This window comes from Micromonospora sp. bgisy143 (assembly GCF_057708145.1).
In genome coordinates this window covers 49,738-66,573 of sequence record NZ_JBYIRN010000006.1, presented here as the reverse complement: position 1 = coordinate 66,573, position 16,836 = coordinate 49,738, and the positions used below count along the sequence as shown (strand labels likewise).

The 16,836-nt window shown below is 71.5% G+C and carries 17 protein-coding genes; 7 read left to right on the top strand and 10 right to left on the bottom strand.

Annotated elements, in window-relative coordinates:
- Positions 1-89: 89 nt before the first annotated feature.
- The 4 genes from AC3EN4_RS10630 (at position 90) to AC3EN4_RS10615 (ending at position 3,834) form a co-directional block, all read left to right on the top strand.
- Complete coding sequence (locus AC3EN4_RS10630; protein ID WP_435205760.1) at positions 90-650, top strand: carboxymuconolactone decarboxylase family protein; 561 nt, start codon at positions 90-92, stop codon at positions 648-650.
- A 91-nt stretch (positions 651-741) separates the two neighbouring features.
- On the top strand, positions 742-1,872 hold the full coding sequence (locus AC3EN4_RS10625; protein ID WP_435205759.1) for a M20/M25/M40 family metallo-hydrolase: 1,131 nt from the start codon (positions 742-744) through the stop codon (positions 1,870-1,872).
- Positions 1,873-1,946: 74 nt separating this feature from the next.
- Positions 1,947-3,104: a carboxylate-amine ligase gene (locus tag AC3EN4_RS10620; protein ID WP_435205758.1), complete on the top strand. Its 1,158-nt coding sequence runs from the start codon at positions 1,947-1,949 to the stop codon at positions 3,102-3,104.
- A gap of 130 nt (positions 3,105-3,234) precedes the next feature.
- Entirely contained in the window at positions 3,235-3,834 is a 600-nt protein-coding gene (locus tag AC3EN4_RS10615; RefSeq protein ID WP_435205888.1) for a nitroreductase family protein, read from the top strand.
- Here the strand turns inward: AC3EN4_RS10615 and AC3EN4_RS10610 are convergent.
- From AC3EN4_RS10610 to AC3EN4_RS10600, 3 genes are read right to left on the bottom strand one after another with little or no spacing between them, the layout of a single operon-like run.
- Positions 3,818-5,362: an NAD(P)-binding domain-containing protein gene (locus tag AC3EN4_RS10610; protein WP_435205757.1), complete on the bottom strand. Its 1,545-nt coding sequence runs from the start codon at positions 5,360-5,362 to the stop codon at positions 3,818-3,820. The genes AC3EN4_RS10615 and AC3EN4_RS10610 overlap by 17 nt on opposite strands.
- A gap of 59 nt (positions 5,363-5,421) precedes the next feature.
- Positions 5,422-5,970 (bottom strand): hypothetical protein, encoded by a 549-nt coding sequence (locus AC3EN4_RS10605; RefSeq protein ID WP_435205756.1) that lies wholly within the window; start codon positions 5,968-5,970, stop codon positions 5,422-5,424.
- The gene (locus tag AC3EN4_RS10600; RefSeq protein ID WP_355239263.1) at positions 5,970-6,209 is read right to left on the bottom strand and encodes a winged helix-turn-helix domain-containing protein; all 240 of its coding nucleotides are present in this window, start codon (positions 6,207-6,209) and stop codon (positions 5,970-5,972) included. Before AC3EN4_RS10600 ends, AC3EN4_RS10605 begins: the two co-directional genes overlap by 1 nt.
- Positions 6,210-6,404: 195 nt before the next feature.
- Between AC3EN4_RS10600 and AC3EN4_RS10595 the strand changes: the two genes are divergently transcribed.
- Positions 6,405-6,695 carry a DivIVA domain-containing protein gene (locus AC3EN4_RS10595; RefSeq protein ID WP_435205755.1) on the top strand — a complete coding sequence of 97 codons (291 nt, stop codon included), beginning with the start codon at positions 6,405-6,407 and terminating at the stop codon, positions 6,693-6,695.
- 16 nt (positions 6,696-6,711) lie between these two features.
- Here AC3EN4_RS10595 and AC3EN4_RS10590 read toward each other — a convergent pair whose 3' ends face one another.
- From AC3EN4_RS10590 to AC3EN4_RS10575, 4 genes are all read right to left on the bottom strand, one after another.
- A complete protein-coding gene (locus AC3EN4_RS10590; protein WP_435205754.1) occupies positions 6,712-7,296 on the bottom strand; it encodes a hypothetical protein in 585 nt (194 codons plus the stop codon).
- A gap of 202 nt (positions 7,297-7,498) precedes the next feature.
- Positions 7,499-7,837: a hypothetical protein gene (locus tag AC3EN4_RS10585; RefSeq protein WP_422740512.1), complete on the bottom strand. Its 339-nt coding sequence runs from the start codon at positions 7,835-7,837 to the stop codon at positions 7,499-7,501.
- A 51-nt stretch (positions 7,838-7,888) separates the two neighbouring features.
- A complete protein-coding gene (locus AC3EN4_RS10580; RefSeq protein WP_435205753.1) occupies positions 7,889-9,412 on the bottom strand; it encodes a hypothetical protein in 1,524 nt (507 codons plus the stop codon).
- A gap of 136 nt (positions 9,413-9,548) precedes the next feature.
- Positions 9,549-11,327: an ABC transporter ATP-binding protein gene (locus AC3EN4_RS10575; RefSeq protein ID WP_435205887.1), complete on the bottom strand. Its 1,779-nt coding sequence runs from the start codon at positions 11,325-11,327 to the stop codon at positions 9,549-9,551.
- 94 nt (positions 11,328-11,421) lie between these two features.
- On the opposite strand from AC3EN4_RS10575, the gene AC3EN4_RS10570 reads away from it, so the two are divergent.
- Both AC3EN4_RS10570 and AC3EN4_RS10565 read left to right on the top strand, forming a co-directional pair.
- The gene (locus AC3EN4_RS10570) at positions 11,422-11,850 is read left to right on the top strand and encodes a MarR family winged helix-turn-helix transcriptional regulator (RefSeq protein ID WP_435205752.1); all 429 of its coding nucleotides are present in this window, start codon (positions 11,422-11,424) and stop codon (positions 11,848-11,850) included.
- 146 nt (positions 11,851-11,996) lie between these two features.
- Positions 11,997-13,781 carry an N-acetylglutaminylglutamine amidotransferase gene (locus tag AC3EN4_RS10565; protein WP_435205751.1) on the top strand — a complete coding sequence of 595 codons (1,785 nt, stop codon included), beginning with the start codon at positions 11,997-11,999 and terminating at the stop codon, positions 13,779-13,781.
- 68 nt (positions 13,782-13,849) lie between these two features.
- Here AC3EN4_RS10565 and AC3EN4_RS10560 read toward each other — a convergent pair whose 3' ends face one another.
- The 3 genes from AC3EN4_RS10560 to AC3EN4_RS10550 form a co-directional block, all read right to left on the bottom strand.
- Positions 13,850-14,983, bottom strand: coding sequence for a carboxylate-amine ligase (locus tag AC3EN4_RS10560; protein WP_435205750.1), 1,134 nt, complete (start codon positions 14,981-14,983; stop codon positions 13,850-13,852).
- A gap of 88 nt (positions 14,984-15,071) precedes the next feature.
- Positions 15,072-16,280, bottom strand: coding sequence for an RNA polymerase sigma factor (locus AC3EN4_RS10555; protein WP_435205749.1), 1,209 nt, complete (start codon positions 16,278-16,280; stop codon positions 15,072-15,074).
- Between the two features lie 2 nt (positions 16,281-16,282).
- Complete coding sequence (locus tag AC3EN4_RS10550; protein WP_435205747.1) at positions 16,283-16,636, bottom strand: YciI family protein; 354 nt, start codon at positions 16,634-16,636, stop codon at positions 16,283-16,285.
- Positions 16,637-16,836: the final 200 nt, after the last annotated feature.

Sequence of the window (16,836 nt, the reverse complement as noted above, 5' to 3'; positions counted from 1 at the left end):
TCCGGCACGCCGCCCCGCTCGGGCAGCCACCGTGGGCAGACGCGGCCGTCCCGGTCGGGCCACGGTCCACGGTTGGAGGGCAGGACACCATGGCGTACATCGATCTCGGGGTGGACGAGAAGCAGTTTCCCGGCGTCACCGGGCCGATGCGGTACCGGCCGGAGACGGCGAAGCCGCTCAACGAGCTGGCCGAGGTGCTGCTGCGCGCCCCGCACTCGCTGCCGGCCGGCGAGCGGGAACTGATCGCCGCGTACGTCTCCGGACGCAACGACTGCACGTTCTGCTGCGCGTCGCACTCGGCGTTCGCCGCTGCGCAGCTCGACGAGGGCATGAGCCTCGTCGACCGGGTACGCGCGGACCTCGACACCGCCCCGATCTCGGCCAAGCTGCGGGCGTTGCTGCGTATCGCCGGCGCGGTGCAGGTCAGCGGGCGCAGCGTCACCCCGGAGCTGATCGCCGACGCCCGCGCCGAGGGCGCCACCGACCTGGAGATCCACGACACGGTCCTGATCGCGGCCGCGTTCTGCATGTTCAACAGGTACGTCGACGGGTTGGGCACCTTCGCGCCCGAGGGCCAGGAGGTGTACGCCGCGATGGCGCACCGGATCGTCGAGGTCGGCTACGGATCGTCGGTCCCGGCGGCGGGCTGAGCACGGACACGGGTGACCGCGTCCCGATCCCCCTGCGATGGTCGGTGGGCACGAACGATGAGGCCCGTCGGCCGTGCGGTTGGAGGGATCGATGGATCACCCACGTGCCCTGCTCGACGGCGCGACGCGGCTCCACGCCGACATGGTCGACCGGCTGAGCACCCTCGTCGCCCACGAGTCGGCGCCGGGCTCGCTGCCCCACCTCGCGTCCTGCGCCGACCTCCTCGCCGCCTGGGGCGAGGAGGTGCTCGGCCGGCCCGCCCAGCGCGTGCTGATCGACGGGCTGCCGCACCTGCTGTGGCCGGCCGTCGATCAGCGCGTGCTGCTGCTCGGCCACTTCGACACCGTCTTCCCCATCGGCACCATCCGGTCCCGGCCGTTCACCGTCCACGGGGACGTCGCGACGGGCCCCGGCGTGTGCGACATGAAGGCGGGCATCGTGCAGATGTTCACGGCGCTGCGCCTGGTGGCCGACACCTCGCCGGTCGGGGTGCTGCTGACCTGCGACGAGGAGAGCGGGTCCGGCACCTCGCGGGCGCTCATCGAGCGCGAGGCGCGGCGCTCGGGCGCGGTGCTGGTCTGCGAGGCGGCCACCCCGGACGGGGACCTGAAGGTGGCCCGCAAGGGCGGCTCGGTCTACCGCCTCACCGTCTCGGGTCGGGCGGCCCATGCCGGTGTGGAACCGCAGCGCGGAGTCAACGCCACGGTCGAGGTCGCCCACCAGGTTCTCTCGCTGGGCACGATCGGCGCGGCGGACAGCGGCGGCACCTCCGTCACGCCGACGCTGCTCTCCGCCGGCACCACGACGAACACGGTGCCCGAGCGGGCCAGCCTGGCCGTCGACGTGCGGGCCTGGACCCGGGACGAGTTGGAACGCGTCGACCACGCCATCCGAGGGCTCGTCCCGTACCTGCCCGAGGCGACACTCGCCGTGCAGGGCGGCATCAACCGCTACCCGATGCCGGCGGAGCTGGCACGCCCCCTGCTGGACCTGGCCCAGTCCATCGCGCGCCGGCTGCGCCTACCGCGGCTGGGCGGCGCGTACGCGGCCGGCGCGTCCGACGGGAACTTCACCGCCGCGCTGGGCGTACCGACGTTGGACGGTCTGGGCGCGGTCGGCGGCGGGGCACACGCCGCCGACGAGTACGTCTGCCTGGACCGGATGCCCGAACGCACGGCCCTGCTGGCCGGGCTCATCGAAAAACTGTCCACGATGGACTGAGTTGGACCGTATCTCGTCGGCGACATCCCGTAACGTTCTCATCGCCGGCGGGTGACCGGCAGTGAGAGGTCGGCATGCCTGTGACGACGCGACAGCGCTCGGGATCAGCCCTCACCCCGGTCGGCGTCGAGGAGGAGTTCCTCGTCGTGGACGCCGACCGGGGTGAGGTCGTACCGGAGGCGGCCACCGTGGTGGACGGCGCCCGCCCGGCGCTCGGCGCGCGGGTCGGCGGCGAGATCACCAAGTTGCAGATCGAGACCCGCACCGACCCGTGCCGGCACGTCGACGATCTCGCCGCGCAACTCGCCGAGGGCCGCGCCGCCGTGCAGAGCGCGGCCCGCTCGGCGGGTCTGCGGGTGATCGCCAGCGGCTCGCCGGTGCTGGGCCACGCCGTCCCGCCGCCGATGACCGAGGGCCCTCGACAGGACCGGGGCAACGCCACCTTCCGAGGGCTGCACGACGAGCTGGCGATCTGCGCCGTACACGTGCACGTCGAGCAGCCCGACCGGGACCGGGCCGTCCTGATCGGCAACCACCTGCGCGAACACCTGCCGGTGTTCATCGCCCTGACCGCCAACTCGCCCTACTGGGCGCAGCGTGACACCGGCTACGCGAGTTGGCGCAGCGTGACCTGGGGGCGGTGGCCGGTGGCCGGGCCGCCGCCGTACCTCACGTCGGCCCGGGAGTACGACGACCACGTCGACACGCTGCTGGAGGCGGGCGCGATCGTCGACTCCGGCACCATCTTCTGGGATCTGCGGCTGTCCACGAACCATCCGACGATCGAGGTACGGGTGGCCGACGTACCCCTGGCCGCTGCCGAGTCCGCGGCCCTCGCGGCCCTGGTGCGGGCCCTGGTGGTGGTGGCCGGGGAGGCCGTCGACCGGGGCGACGAGGGGCCGGAGCTGGTGCCCGAGCTGATGCGGCTCGCGTACTGGCGGGCCGCCCGCGACGGGATGGGCGGGCACGGCGTGGACGTCACCACCGGCCGGCTGCTCCCGGCGGCGGCCCTCGCCGAGCGCCTGGTCGACCGCGCCGGACCGGCGCTCGACGAGGCGGGTGACCGCGAGCGGGTGCGGGCCTGGTTGGCGTGGCTGGCCACCGACGGCGACGGCGCGACCCGTCAGCGGGCCGCTCGGGCGGTGCGGGGGCGACTCTCCGACGTGGTCGACGAGATCGCCGGCCGGACCGCGCCCGAGGTGCTCGCGGGCCAAGAGGGCACGTCTGCGTAACGACAGGTCACCCCCGCCTCCGCGATGCTGGACGCACCGGCGACCGGCACAGCGTGGGAGGCCACAGGTGAACGACACAGACCTGGTACCCAGGGTCCCCGTCCCGCACCACCGTCGGCCACCGGCGGAGATGGTGCGGGAGGCGGAGGCGTTCGCGCAGCGGATGGCGCAGCGCCGATCGGTGCGGGACTTCGCCAGTGACCCCCTGCCCGACGGGGTGATCGAAGCGGCCATCCGGGCGGCGTCGACCGCCCCCAGCGGCGCGAACGTGCAGCCCTGGCGGTTCGTCGTACTGACCGATCCGGCCCGCAAGCGCCGGCTGCGCGAGGCGGCCGAGGCCGAGGAGCGGGCCTTCTACGACCGCCGCGCCTCGGCCGAGTGGCTGGACGCGATCGCCGGCCTCGGCACCGACTGGCACAAGCCGTTCCTGGAGACCGCGCCCGCCGTCATCGTCGTGTTCGAGGTGCACCAGGGGCCGCACAGTCCGAAGCCGTACTACGTGAAGGAGTCCGTCGGCATCGCGGTCGGGCTGCTGATCACCGCGCTGCACCACGCCGGCCTGGTCACCCTGACGCACACGCCCAGCCCGATGCGGTTCCTCAACGAGGTGTGCGAGCGTCCGCCGGAGGAACGCCCGTACCTGGTGATGCCCGTCGGTTACCCCACCCCGGACGCCCACGTCCCCGATCTGACCCGCAAGCCCCTCGACGAGATCATGGTGCGCTGGTGAGGTCCCCGGTCAGGAACTCGACCAGCGGCTCGACGTGTCGGTCCGGGCGTCGCCAGTCGGCCAGCAGGTCCTCCAGCAGGTGCTGCTCGGCCACGAGTTCCGTGCCCCGGTAGCGCCGGATCACCGGGTGGATGAAGGCGCTCTCCCGGGCCCGGTCGGGGGTCGGATGCCGGTCGATGGCGAAGACGTCACCGTAGTCGTCGCGTCCCCACCGCAGGGCGAGGGTGTACCACTGCGGCGACCCGGCGAACCGCTGCACCGCGTAGTCCTCCGGCAGGTCCTCGTAGTGGCGCAGGTCGCCGGTGGCGTCGTCGCGGACAAAGGCGTCGCAGAGGTACTCGAACTGGGTCCACAGCGCCGACGACCAGTTGACCCGGTCCAGCATCAGCTTGGTCAGCGACACCGGGTCGGCCGGCGTCGTCGTGTACGACAGCGGCACGCCGTCGTACCGCTCGCGCAGCAGCCGGGTGAAGGTGCGAAGGTTGTACCGAAAGCCGTCGATGAACGGCGACGACGCGTGCTTGACGTCCCGGGCCTGGGCGATGGTGCCGGCGAAGTACAGGTCGTCGACGTTGCTGGACTGCCAGTCCGGGCGCAACCCGGGCATCCGGCCGTCACGCACCAGGTCGGGTCGGGCCGACTCGTCGAACACACTCGTGTCCATCCGGAAGCCGGTGCAGCGCAGCACCGTGTGGTAGTCCAGCTCGGCGGTCTCCCCCTCGGCGTGGGTGTACGTGATCGACACCCGGAACCGGCCGTCGACCGGCCGGATCTCGTCGATCGTGCAGTCCAGCACCGAGTGCAGGGTCTTGAACTGGTAACTGTCGAGGATCGCGCCGTACTGGCCGCGCACGTCCCCGGGATGCTTGGTGTTCCAGGCGAGGCGCAGCGGCTGCCGGCTGGCGAGGTGCACCATCGACGCCTGACCGAGGATGGCCGACGCCGTCTCGAACGCGGAGTTCCCCTTACCGATGATCAGGACGCGCTGTCCGGCGTACTCCGTGGGGTCGACGACCATGTCCTCGTACCCGATGGCATGCTCGATGCCCTTGATGGCCGGGACGAAGGGCCGGCCCCAGCCGGTCGCGACCACCAGGCAGCGCGCGCGGACCTCGCCCCGGTCGGTGGCCACGACGAAGCCGTCGCCGGTCCGCGTGATCCGCTCGACGGTCGTGCCGAACCGGATGTTGAGCTGGTGCACCCGCTGGAACTCGGCGAGGTAGCGCACCAGGTCGTCGGCCGCCGGCAGGTACTCCTGGCTGAAGCGGGGAAACAGCAGGTCCGGTGAGTCGTTGAGCAGCGAGTTCCAGTCCCACCGCAGGCGGATCTCCGGATCGGTGCTGTCGGTGTGCACCTTGTTCAGCGAGATGAGCCGCCGGTGACGCGGGAACCGCCGGAAGAAGCCGCCGGGCTCGTCACCCTTCTCCAGGGTCAGGTAGTCGGCGCCCTGCTGGTGCAGGTAGTAGCTCAGTTGCAGGCCGGCGGGCCCCGCCCCGACGATGACGTACCGGTGTTCGCTGCTGAGCATCCTGTGGCCCTTCGACGGAGGGATAGATCTATCGACCATGGGATGACCAGCGACGCGTGTCAATGCTGTTCGTCACCGCGCGAGTGCACGGAGAGACCATCGCGCTGGAAACCCAGCGCCCTCCGGGAGTCACGGTCCGCCTTGTAGGCGGCACCCAGCACGAGGTTGATCGCGACCCGCTGGTCGATGTCGTCGAAGCCGTCGATACCGAAGGCCCGGAACAGCTGAATGCCGTCTGTGTGCCCGTTCCGGACCTCAATCCGCCCATCCACGTCGAAATAACTGGACGCGGTGACGGAGTCGCTCTCGAAGACGTCGTTCGGACCGGCCGCCACCGGCTTGTCCAAGACAGCGGTCAGCTCGTGCGGAGCCGCGAGAAGCTGCTCCAGGCGGACCGAAGCTCGCCGCGCCCCCGCAGCGTCATCCGGCTCGAACACCCACACCCAGATCTCGCGCGGGTGCGCGTTCCAACAGATGAGCTCCGGGCCGGAGAAGTCGCCGGCAACGTCGCACGTCACGAGCGCGTCGGGAAAACGCTGCCGCAGGTCCGCCACTCGTGTGGCGAGACCACCCGCGTAGGCGGCGTGTTCCGAGATGTCCCACGCCACTACGGCTCGCGCATCCAGGTCTTCGGATCGGTCACAAAGATGCCTTTGCCCTGGTGCCGCCGGATCACGCGCAGCGCTTCCAGACGGACGTAGACCATCTGGATGGTGGACGAGCTGACGTCGAAGCGGTCAGACATGTCAGCGATCGAGGGCAACTTGTCCCCCGGCTTGACCTTCCCGCTGCGCAGGTCCCCAATGATCTCTTCCGAGATCCGGATGTAGTCCGGTGTCTGTGGCATGGCACTCCTCGCGTGGCACGCCAATTTGATCACGACACGCACTGGCCAGACAACTAAGCGTTGCGATGGCTCGCTTAGGCATATATGTTTAAGTGCGAGCCGGTCCTCGCGTGGCAACGAGTGCGGCTCATTCCCCTCGGTCGGGGCGGGTGCGTGCGCCCGCCCCGACCCCACCTGCCCACAGGGAGGAGCGCCGTGTCTCAGGTGTATCGAGGAAGCCAACCCCAGCCGGCCGGCTACCCCGCCCGGCTGACGCCGTACGAGGTGCGGACCCGCGAGTTCGCCGCCCGTCGGTGCGGCGTCGACCCCGATGAGGTACGCGAGTTCCAGGCCCGCGTGGCCGACGAGCTGAGCACGCTGAACGAGACGGTACGGCTGCTCAGTCAGGAGAACGACCGGCTCGGACGGGCGCTGCGGGACTGGCAGACCATGCATGCTCGCGAGTGCCGACCGCCGCATGATCAACCCAACTCCGGCCACTGGTGACCATGCTCCCCGGGCCCTACACGTCGTCGGCGCGTACGGTGCTCTCAGCCGGTTCGGGCGTCCGGCTCGCGAGCGCCTGACGTAGCGCGGCGGACTGCTCCACCGAACCACCCCGGACGCCGAGGCTCCGCCGGGCCGCCCGGTAGTAGCCGTCGCGGGCCTCGTTGACGGCGTCCAGTTGCGCCACGATGTCGTCCGGAACGTCGACGATCCCCCGGGCCAGCCGCTCCAGCCGCCAGATCGCGTCGCGCCAGTTCGCGGCGGCCAGCACCGTCGGCTCGTCGCCGAGAAGCAGCAGGTTCTCCCAGACGATGGTGCGCCGCGCGTCCGACTCGGCGAGTCGGGCCAGGCCCTCCTCCCGGTTGATCGGGTGGCTGTGCGAGGCGGGCCGCAGGTGGGCCGTCATCCGCAACGCCACTGCGTGACTCTCCTTGAGGGCGTGCGCGAACTCGACGTACGCGTCGAGGCGGCGCTCGTCCCAGCGCACGCTCTGGCTGCGCCGCCAGCGCTGACGATCGGCGAGTGAGGTGGCGAGGATCGTGCCCAGGGTGCCGACCAGCACACCGAGGAGCGCCGGAAGTTGCGTCAGGAAGGTGCCCACGCTGCCGAGGCTGCCGTACCGGCGCGGGCCGTGCCAACCCGCCGCCGGCGGACGGTACGGGACGTCGCTTCCGGCCGACCTGCTGAAGCGGACCGACCTCGAGGTGTTGTCCCTGCACGGCAACGAGATCGACACGCTGCCGCCCGAGATCGGCGCGCTCGGGCGGCTGGAGTTGCGGGCGCCGGGTCAACGCGCACGTGCATCACAGACTGTTGACGGCTTGGGAGACGCGCAGAACGGCATCGGCGACGGCGGTCACCGTTCCGGCACCGGCCAGCAGAGCCGGTAGCAGGCTGCGGATGCCCTCCACGTTGGGTCGCGGCTCGGCGGCGTAGACCGCTGCCGCGCCCGCCAGCTCTGTCAGCCGATCGGCCTCGCGGACTTCCGTCCGGTGCTTCGCGATCTCCTCGATCAGGGCGGCGACGAGCCCGGCGAGGTCCGAGCCTCGGCTGAAGTCGTTGCTCCGGTTGTGCACCTGCGCGTGGTCCCCGAATACGTTCGCCTCGCCGCTGATGTCACCACTGAAGTTGAACTGGCTCATCTACTCATCCTTCCAGCCGGATCTGCAGAACAGAAGCAGAGCGACAAGCGATCAATCCGACTGGTCAACGCGGTCGACATTGGACACCCGTCCGTGGTTCCCGAAGATGTTCCCCCGGCCGGACACCTCCCCGATGTTGGTGATGTTGTTGATGATCCGCTGCCGTCCGGCGACCAGCTCGGACGTGTCGATCCCCTTGTCCCGCAGGAAACCGACCAGACAATCGATCACGCCTCGTTGCATCCGCAACAGACAGTCACGCACATCCGCGACTTCGAAATAGTTCTCGATGCTCGTGGTCGCCGCCAGTTCCCGGGCGCTGAACGCCGCCCCGTAGTCGTAGCGTCGACCCTCCTTGAGTGCCTCGTAGTGATGCCGGGTCCGGTCCTCGTGCGCCTCGTCCAGATCGATGCCCCGGTCTGAGCGCAGGAACAGCTCGGCAACGTAGGTGCGCCACGCCGCGATGGCGAGGGCCCAGGTGGTGGAGCGCCCGTGCAACGGGGTCAGATCATCGTCGAACAGCCCGTGGAACCCGGTGGCGGGCGCTGGGCCGCGGTAGATGGGCGGCAGGACGAACGCGGCGAACTCGCAGGACAGAATGCCCTGTTCGAGGGTGTAGCGGACGAAGAGGGTGACGACGATCTCGCCACCGACGAGGCTCTTGGCCAGGCACACGTACGTCCTGGCCTGCTCCCCGGGCGCGTCGCTGCCCAGATCGACCCAGGTCTGGTCCAGCCGGGAGGGCGGACGTACCTCGTCGGGATGGAACAGGCCCTCACAATCCGGCAGCACGTCCCCCCGCACATAGATCCGCTTGGTCACCTCGATGTCGCTCAGGCCGAGCCGTGACGGAGCGAGCCTCAACAGATCGTCGTGCAGCTCTCGGATGGAGAAGGTCGCAGGTGGTTTCGTATCGTCTCGACTCTCTTCCCGGCTACGGCTGACGTCGACGGGTGGCAGGGCCCATCGGCCGATCTCGGTGCCGCTGCCGACGAACGGGCTGCCCGCGGCTCCGTCGAAGACGATCATGTTGGCGTCCTGCAGGGCGGCAAGCTCCTCTTCCAGGTCGGATTCGACCCCTGGCACCTGGGCGGCCAGAGCCTTTCCCTCCGCCATGGTGTCGATCGCCGACGCGCGGGTTTCCTGCAGACTGAGGAACGTCGTGCGCCACCCGACTCCGCACACGACAGCTATCAGAGGCAGCGAGAGCATCGCGGTGATCGGGCCGTCGCGCCAGAGCAGGAAGAGGCCGATCGCGAGCAGACCGAGCAACGAATAACGCGTCATCGCGACCGCGTCGTACAGCTTTCGCCAATGAGTGTCGGCCGCCTGGGCGTGCCGCACCACCGCAACCGCGTCCACCCCGAAAGGAGGACACCACGCCTTGGGGTTGTCGATGCTGTAATGCAGCAACACGTGCGCAGCCAGCGGCGGACGCAGGTGCATGGCGCAACACAGCTCTCGGCTGGCCAGGTCTTTCGGCACCGAGGGCAGCGTCGACGCCTCGCTGGCACGGTCGCTCCCCGTGTCGGCACCGTCTTTCGGACTGAGACTTCTGGAGATTGACGATGCCATGGCGGGACCGTAGTTCCCGCACGCTCAATTCGCTGTCCGTAATCTTGCAGTCCCGGCCGTCAGCCTCCATTCGCGAATATGTCCGGCCTCTTGGCGGAGGGCACCCACCCGAAAGCTGCGTCAGGTGCGCCTCAGCTCAGGCCGCCAGTGTCGCGTAGCGGCCGTTGCTGCCCAGCAGGGTGTCGTGGGTCCCCGATTCCACGATGCGGCCGTGGTCCAGCACCGCGATCTGGTCGGCGTCGCGGATCGTGGAGAGGCGGTGCGCGATGGTGATCGTGGTACGGCCCTGGGCGAGCACGTCGAAGGCCCGCTGCACGGCGCGTTCGGTCTCGGTGTCCAGCGCGCTGGTCGCCTCGTCGAGGACCAGGATGCGCGGGTCACGCAGCAGCGTACGGGCGATGGCGAGCCGTTGCTTCTCGCCGCCGGAGAACCGGTGCCCACGGGAGCCGACCATCGTGTCGTACCCGTCGGGGAGCGCGGCGATGAGGTCGTGGATCTGGGCGGCACGGGCGGCGGCCTCGATCTCGGCGTCGGTGGCGTCCGGCCGGGCGTACCGCAGGTTCTCCCGGATGGTGGTGTGCAGGAGGTACGTCTCCTGGCTGACCACGCCGACGATCGCGGCCAAATCGGCCAGACGCAGGTCGCGCAGGTCGACGCCGTCGATGGTGACCCGGCCGGCGGTCGGGTCGTGCAGGCGGCTGACCAGACCGGCCAGGGTGCTCTTGCCCGAGCCGGTCTCGCCGACGAGGGCGAGGCTGGTGCCGGCCGGCACGTCGAGGGTGATGCCGGCGAGGGCGGCGGTGTCACTGCCCGGGTAGCCGAAGGTGACGTCCTCGAGGCGCAGGTGACCCCGGACCCGGGTCGGGTCGAGGCGGACCGGTTCGGCCGGGTCGGCCACGTCGACCGGCAGGTCGAGGTATTCGAAGATGCGGGCGAACAGGGCCAGCGACGCGGTCAGTGACACGCCCACGTTGAGCAGGCCCATCAGCGGCCGGAACAGGCCGCCCTGGAGCGCGGTGAAGGCGACCAGGGTGCCGATGCTCAGCGTGCCGGCGGTGCCGGGCAGGCCGGCGGCGAGGTAGATGACGGCCGGTACGGCGGCGAAGATGATGCTCATCGAGGCCATCCGCCAGCGGCCGGCCAGTTCACTGCGCAGTTCCAGGTCGACCAGGCGCGCGGAGGAGGCGGTGAACCGCTCGATGAGGGCGGGGCCGGTGCCGAGGGTCTTGGCGAGTTGGACGCCGCTGATCGACAGCCCTTCCTCCACGGTGACGTTGAGGTCGGCGAGTTCGCGTTGACGCTGGGCGGTGATCTCGCGGCGCATCCGGGCGACCCGGCGGGTCAGCCAGATGGCCGGGGGAAGGACCACGAGCGAGACCAGGGAGAGCTGCCAGGAGAGCGCGACCATCGCGACGGCGGTGGCGACCACGGTGGTGAGGTTGGCCGCGACGGCGGTGGCGGTGGACGTGACCACCGACTGCATGCCGCCGATGTCGTTGGTGATGCGCGACTGCACCTCGCCGGTGCGGGTGCGGGTGAAGAAGCCCAGCGACTGCCGCTGGAGGTGGCCGAACACGTCGGTGCGGAGCCGGTGCATGACCTGCTGCCCGACCTGGGTGGAGATCCAGGTCTGGACGACACCGAGCGCGGCGGTCACGGCGGCGACGGCGACCATGCCGAGCACCAGCCAGACCAGCAGGGTCACGTCACGCTGCGGGAGCGCCCGGTCGATCACCGTACGCAGCAGGAACGGGCTGGCCATCGAGACGATCGAGGAGAGCACGATGATCGCGGTGACGACGACCAGCGCGGATCGGTGGGGGGTGAAGAGGCGGCCGATGCGCCCCAGGGACACCTGGCGGGCCTGTTCCTTCTCCTCGGCGCTGACCGTGCGGTGGCCGCGGTCGCGGCCCATCGGGGTGGGTTCCAAGAGGGTTTCCTTTCGAAGGGGATATGCTGAGGTTACCTCAACATGAGGGAACAACAGCATCGGCTGCTACCGTATTCCGGTGACCGAGGACACCGCCGAGAGCGGCGACGAGAGCCTGGCCGAGACGTTCTGGGCGGTCGCGTCCCGTCTGCGCCGGCAGGCCCGCGAGGCGCTGGCCCCGTGGGACGTCACCCCCAGCCAGGCCCGGGCGCTCGGCGTACTCGGCCGGCACGGCGAGGTACGCCCCGGCACCCTCGCCGAACACCTGCGCATCGCACCCCGCTCGGCCACCGAGGTCGTCGACGACCTCCAGGCCCGAGGGCTCGTCGAGCGGCGGCCCGACCCGGCCGACCGGCGGGCCACCCTGGTGGCGCTGACCGCCGAGGGCACCCGGATCAGCGCCGCCATCCGGGCCGCCCGCCGTGCCGAGGCGGACCGCTTCTTCGGGCACCTCCCGGACGCCGACCGGTCCGAGCTGACCCGCATCCTGCGCACCCTGCGCGGCTGAATCGGACGCCGGCTTCACCCGCGGGTTTGCCGGTCCGCTGCCCGGGTAGCCAGCGCCCCCGTTTTCACCGAGGGCCCCGCCACCACCAGTCGGGGAGACCTGACAGGAGGGGCCATGTCCGCCCTGAACCAGCACCGCCCCGCCTGATGTGCGGGATCAGCGGAGAGGCGCGCTTCGACGGCCGGCCGCCCGACGCGGCGGCGGTCACCCGGATGACCGAGGCGATGCGCTCGCGTGGACCGGACGCCGAGGGCCTGCTCTCCGACGACTGGATAGCGCTCGGGCACCGCCGGTTGACCATCATCGACCTGTCCGACGCCGGCGGCCAGCCGATGGTGCGCGACGACCTGGGCCTGGCGCTGGTCTTCAACGGCTGCGTCTACAACTATCCGGAGCTGCGCGAGGAGCTACGGAACGCCGGCTACGCCTTTCACTCCACCAGCGACACCGAGGTGATCCTGGTGGCGTACGCGCACTGGGGTGAACGCTTCGTCGACCACCTGGTCGGCATGTTCGCGATCGGCCTGGTCGACCGGGTCCGACGGCGGCTCGTCCTGGCCCGGGACCGGCTCGGCATCAAACCGCTCTACCTCGCCGAGACACCCGGACGGCTCCGGTTCGCGTCCACCCTACCCGCCCTGCTGCGCGCCGGGGACGTCGACACCGCCATCGACCCGGTGGCGCTGCACCACTACCTGTCGTGGCACTCCATCGTGCCCGCGCCGCGGACCGTGCTGCGCGGCGTCCGCAAGCTGCCACCGGCCACCCTGCGGGTCGTCGAGGCCGACGGGCGCAGCCGGGAGCAGGTGTACTGGCAGCCCGACTACGTCCGGGAGCCCGCCGACGCCGGCATGGACGCCGCCGACTGGCGGGCCGCCGTCGGGGACGCGCTGCGCACGGCCGTACGCCGCCGGCTCGTCGCCGACGTCCCGGTCGGTGTGCTGCTCTCCGGTGGGCTGGACTCCAGCCTCATCGTGGCGCTGCTCGCCGAGGCCGGCCAGGAGCACCTGCGCACGTTCAGCATCGGCTTCGACAGTCGGGGCGACGAGTCCGGCGACGAGTTCCACTACTCCGACCTGGTGGCCCGCGCGTACGACACCGACCACCAGCGGATCCGGCTCGCCGACGACGACCTGGCGCCGGCCGTACGGCGGGCCGTGCAGGCCATGACCGAGCCGATGGGCAGTCACGACGTCGTCGCCTTCCACCTGCTCTGCGAACAGGTGTCGCGGCACGTGAAGGTGGCCCAGTCCGGGCAGGGCGCGGACGAGGTCTTCGCCGGCTACGGCTACCACCAGCCGCTTGTCGACGCGCCCCGGCACGGCGCCGCCGAGACGTTCGCGGCGGCGTTCTTCGACCGCGACCACGACGAGCTGCGCGCCATCGTCGGCCCGGCGTACGCGCTGGACCACGACGCCAGCCGGGACCTGCTCGCCGGGCATCTCGGCGCGCCCGGGGCGCAGACCGCGCTGGACGCGGTGCTGCGCCTGGACACCCACCTGATGCTGCCCGACGACCCGGTCAAGCGGGTGGACAGCATGAGCATGGCCTGGGGGTTGGAGGTGCGTACCCCGTTCCTCGACCAGGACCTGGTCACCCTCGCCGCGCACTGCCCGCCGCAGCACAAGGTGGCCCAGGGCGGCAAGGGCGTCCTCAAGGAGGTCGCCCGGGAGGTGCTGCCGGGCGAGGTGATCGACCGGCCCAAGGGGTACTTCCCGGTGCCGGCGCTGCGCAACGTGGACGGTCCGGTGCGTGCACTGGTCGCCGAGTCGTTGCAGGCCCCGGTGGCGCGTGAGCGGGGCCTGTTCCGACCCGAGTACGTCGCACGGCTGCTCGCCGAGCCGGACCGGGCCGAGGCCGCCGCCGGCAGCAACAAGCTGTGGCAGCTCGGTCTGCTGGAGCTGTGGCTACAGACCCAGGACATCAGCTGAGCCACCGCCGCCGGCAGAAGAACGAGCCGCCGCCGACCGCGAGCGGCGCGACGACGAGGGCGAGTCCGTCAGCCGGCGGCGGTCTGGGCGGCGAGGTCGTCGATGACGGCTCGCAGATCACCGGTGTCGTCGAGTACCCGGCGCTGCCGCGTCGCGCCGGTGCCGTCGCGGCGCAGCCGGGCCAGTTGGGCCAGCACGTACCCGAGGTCGCCGTGACGCAGCAGCGCTGGCGCGATCGTCGCCATCAGGTCGTCAACCAGCTCCCAGGCCGGGCGGGCACCACCGGCCCGCAGGTCGATCAGCTCGCCGTCGAGGCCGTCGTGGGCCGCCCGCCAGTGCGCGGCGGCGACGAGACAGTCGCGTACCCCCGGGGCGGGCACACCGGCGCGGACGTCGTCGGCGAGCGTCGCGACCAGGCTGCGGACCAGGGCGGCGACCAGCACCGTGTCGTCCACGGTCGGGCACACGTCGCCGACGCGCACCTCGACCGTCGGGTACGCCGACGACGGCCGGGCGTACCAGTAGACCATCGCGGCGTCCAGCATGATGCCGGCGGCGATCAGCTCGTCGACCGTACGGTCGTAGTCGGCGACGGAGTCGAAGTACGGGGTGGGGCCGATGCTGGGCCAGCGTTCCAACTGCATCGACCGCCAACTGGCGTGACCCGTGTCGTACCCGTCGTGCAGCGGCGAGTTGGTGGTGAGGGCCTGCACCACGGGCAGCCACACCCGCAGGTGGTTGCAGACCTGCACGGCGAGTTCCCGGTCCGGCAGCCCGACGTGCACGTGACAGCCGCAGACCGCCGGATCGTGTGCCACCGGCCCGTACCGACGGGACATGGCGTGGTAGCGCGGCTCGTCGGGCACCGTTCGGTGCGGTTCGGCCAGCGGCGTCGCACCGACCGCGACGAGCCGGGCACCGGCCGCGGCGGCGGCCGCGACGGCCGATCGCCGCAGCGCCGCCAGTTGGGTCCGCAGCTCGCCGATGTCGGCGCAGACCGGAGTGACCATCTCGACCATGCTGTGCCGGAACTCCTGGCGGCTCTGGTCGCGGGCCGGACCGCGCAGCGCGGCCCGCACCTCGTCGGCGACCGGCAGGTTGCCGCCGCTGTCCGGATCGAGCAGCAGGAACTCCTCCTCGACGCCGAGGGTGAGGGTGCCGAGGTCGGTAACGGCGTCGACGGTCGCCGGTCGGTACGCCATGGCCGCCTCCATCCGCTGCTGCGGCCACGGGCGGACACCGGGCCGACGGGCGGCTCGGTTTCCCGACCGGGCCACCGGCAAACGCCGGTCAGCCCGGGGCCAGCGCCGCCGCCCGGGCGGTGAGGAAGGCCCGTTCGGCCGCGTTGTCCGTCAACGTCACGGCCATCCGGTACGCCTCGACGGCCTCGGCCTCGCGGCCGAGCCGGGACAACAGGTCGGCGCGGACCACGTGCCGCACGTGATACCCGGGCAGGTCGAGCCGGTCCACCTCGGCCAGCGCCACCGCCGCGCCGGCCACCTCGGCGAGCGCGACGGCCCGGTTCAGCGCCACCACCGGGCCCGGGGCGACGACCGTCAGGTGGTCGTACAGGATGAGGATCTGCGCCCAGTCGGTGTCGGCGGCGCTGCTCGCGGCACTGTGCACGGCGGCGATCGCGGCCTGGATCTGGTACGGCCCCGGCCGGTCGCGGCGCAGGCAGCGGCGGACCAGTGCCTGCCCCTCGGCGATCAGGCGGGCGTCCCACCGGCCCCGGTCCTGCTCGGGCAGCGGCACCAGGGCACCGTCGACGGTGGTGCGGGCGGGCCGGCGGGATTCGGTGAGCAGCATCAGCGCGAGCAGGCCCAGCGCCTCCGGCTCGTCCGGCATCAGCTCGACGAGCAGCCGGGCCAGCCGGATCGCCTCCACGCACAACTCGGCGCGGACCAGGTGCGGGCCGCCGCTCGCCGTGTACCCCTCGTTGAAGATCAGGTACAGCACCGCGAGCACGGCGTGCAGCCGCTCGGGCAGGTCCGCGTCGCTCGGCACCCGGTACGGGATGCGCGCGTCGCGGATCTTCGACTTGGCCCGGACCAGCCGCTGCGCCATCGTCGCCTCCGGGACCAGGAACGCGCGGGCGATCTCGGCGGTGCGCAGGCCACCGAGCAGACGCAGGGTGAGCGCGACCCGGGTGGCCGGCGCGAGCGCCGGATGGCAGCAGGTGAAGATCAGACGTAGCCGGTCGTCGCGCACGGGCCCCTCCTCGGTGGGTGGGTCGGGGGCGTACAGCAGGGCCGCCTGGGCGTGCCGGTCGGCCCGGGTCGCCTCCCGACGCAGCCGGTCGATGGCCTGGTTGCGGGCGGTGGTGATGATCCAACCGGCCGGGCTGGGTGGTGGGCCGCTGGTCGGCCACCGCCGCAGCGCGATCGTGAAGGCGTCCTGCACGGCCTCCTCGGCGAGGTCGATGTCGCCGAGCAGGCGCACCAGCACGGCGACGGCGCGGCCGTACTCGGCACGGAACACCGCCGCCACGTCGGGCACGGTCAGCCTTCGACGCCGGGCCGGAAGGGGCGCACCTCGATCGGCAGGGTGGTGGCCAACGCGTAGCGGCGACCCCAGCGCAGGGCGGCGTCCAGGTCCGGAACGTCGATGATGGTGACGCCGCCCAGGTGCTCCTTGCCCTCCACGAACGGCCCGTCGGTGACCAGGACGTCGCCGTCGTGGGGGCGCAGCACGGTGGCGGTCTCCGGCCCGTGCAGGCCCTGACCGAACACCCACGACCCGTCCGCGACCAGTTCGTCCCGCAGTTCGCCGACCTCGCGCATCACCCGGGCCAGGAACTCCGGTTCCGGTGTCCCGCCGTCGGGCTGGTGCATGCTGAGCAGGTAGCGCGTCATCGTTCCTCCTCGCGGTGGCGGTCGGTCCGACGCCGACCCCTCATCCTCCATACGAACGACGACCGCCCACATCGACAGGCCGGCCGGACCCGCATCGGCCCGCCGACGCCGGGCCGCCGGACGATTGCGGTCGTACGCCAGGTAACGGCACGGTGGCCAGCGCGTACGGGGTACGGTGTCGCGCCGTCGCGGGTCGGGTG

Bases quoted from the DNA above. Each gene is read 5' to 3' on its own strand.
- AC3EN4_RS10630 (WP_435205760.1), top strand. From the start codon at position 90: ATGGCGTACATCGATCTCGGGGTGGACGAGAAGCAGTTTCCCGGCGTC.
- AC3EN4_RS10625 (WP_435205759.1), top strand. From the start codon at position 742: ATGGATCACCCACGTGCCCTGCTCGACGGCGCGACGCGGCTCCACGCC.
- AC3EN4_RS10620 (WP_435205758.1), top strand. From the start codon at position 1,947: ATGCCTGTGACGACGCGACAGCGCTCGGGATCAGCCCTCACCCCGGTC.
- AC3EN4_RS10615 (WP_435205888.1), top strand. From the start codon at position 3,235: ATGGTGCGGGAGGCGGAGGCGTTCGCGCAGCGGATGGCGCAGCGCCGA.
- AC3EN4_RS10610 (WP_435205757.1), bottom strand. From the start codon at position 5,362: ATGCTCAGCAGCGAACACCGGTACGTCATCGTCGGGGCGGGGCCCGCC.
- AC3EN4_RS10600 (WP_355239263.1), bottom strand. From the start codon at position 6,209: ATGCCACAGACACCGGACTACATCCGGATCTCGGAAGAGATCATTGGG.
- AC3EN4_RS10585 (WP_422740512.1), bottom strand. From the start codon at position 7,837: ATGAGCCAGTTCAACTTCAGTGGTGACATCAGCGGCGAGGCGAACGTA.
- AC3EN4_RS10580 (WP_435205753.1), bottom strand. From the start codon at position 9,412: ATGGCATCGTCAATCTCCAGAAGTCTCAGTCCGAAAGACGGTGCCGAC.
- AC3EN4_RS10575 (WP_435205887.1), bottom strand. From the start codon at position 11,327: ATGGGCCGCGACCGCGGCCACCGCACGGTCAGCGCCGAGGAGAAGGAA.
- AC3EN4_RS10565 (WP_435205751.1), top strand. From the start codon at position 11,997: ATGTGCGGGATCAGCGGAGAGGCGCGCTTCGACGGCCGGCCGCCCGAC.
- AC3EN4_RS10560 (WP_435205750.1), bottom strand. From the start codon at position 14,983: ATGGCGTACCGACCGGCGACCGTCGACGCCGTTACCGACCTCGGCACC.
- AC3EN4_RS10550 (WP_435205747.1), bottom strand. From the start codon at position 16,636: ATGACGCGCTACCTGCTCAGCATGCACCAGCCCGACGGCGGGACACCG.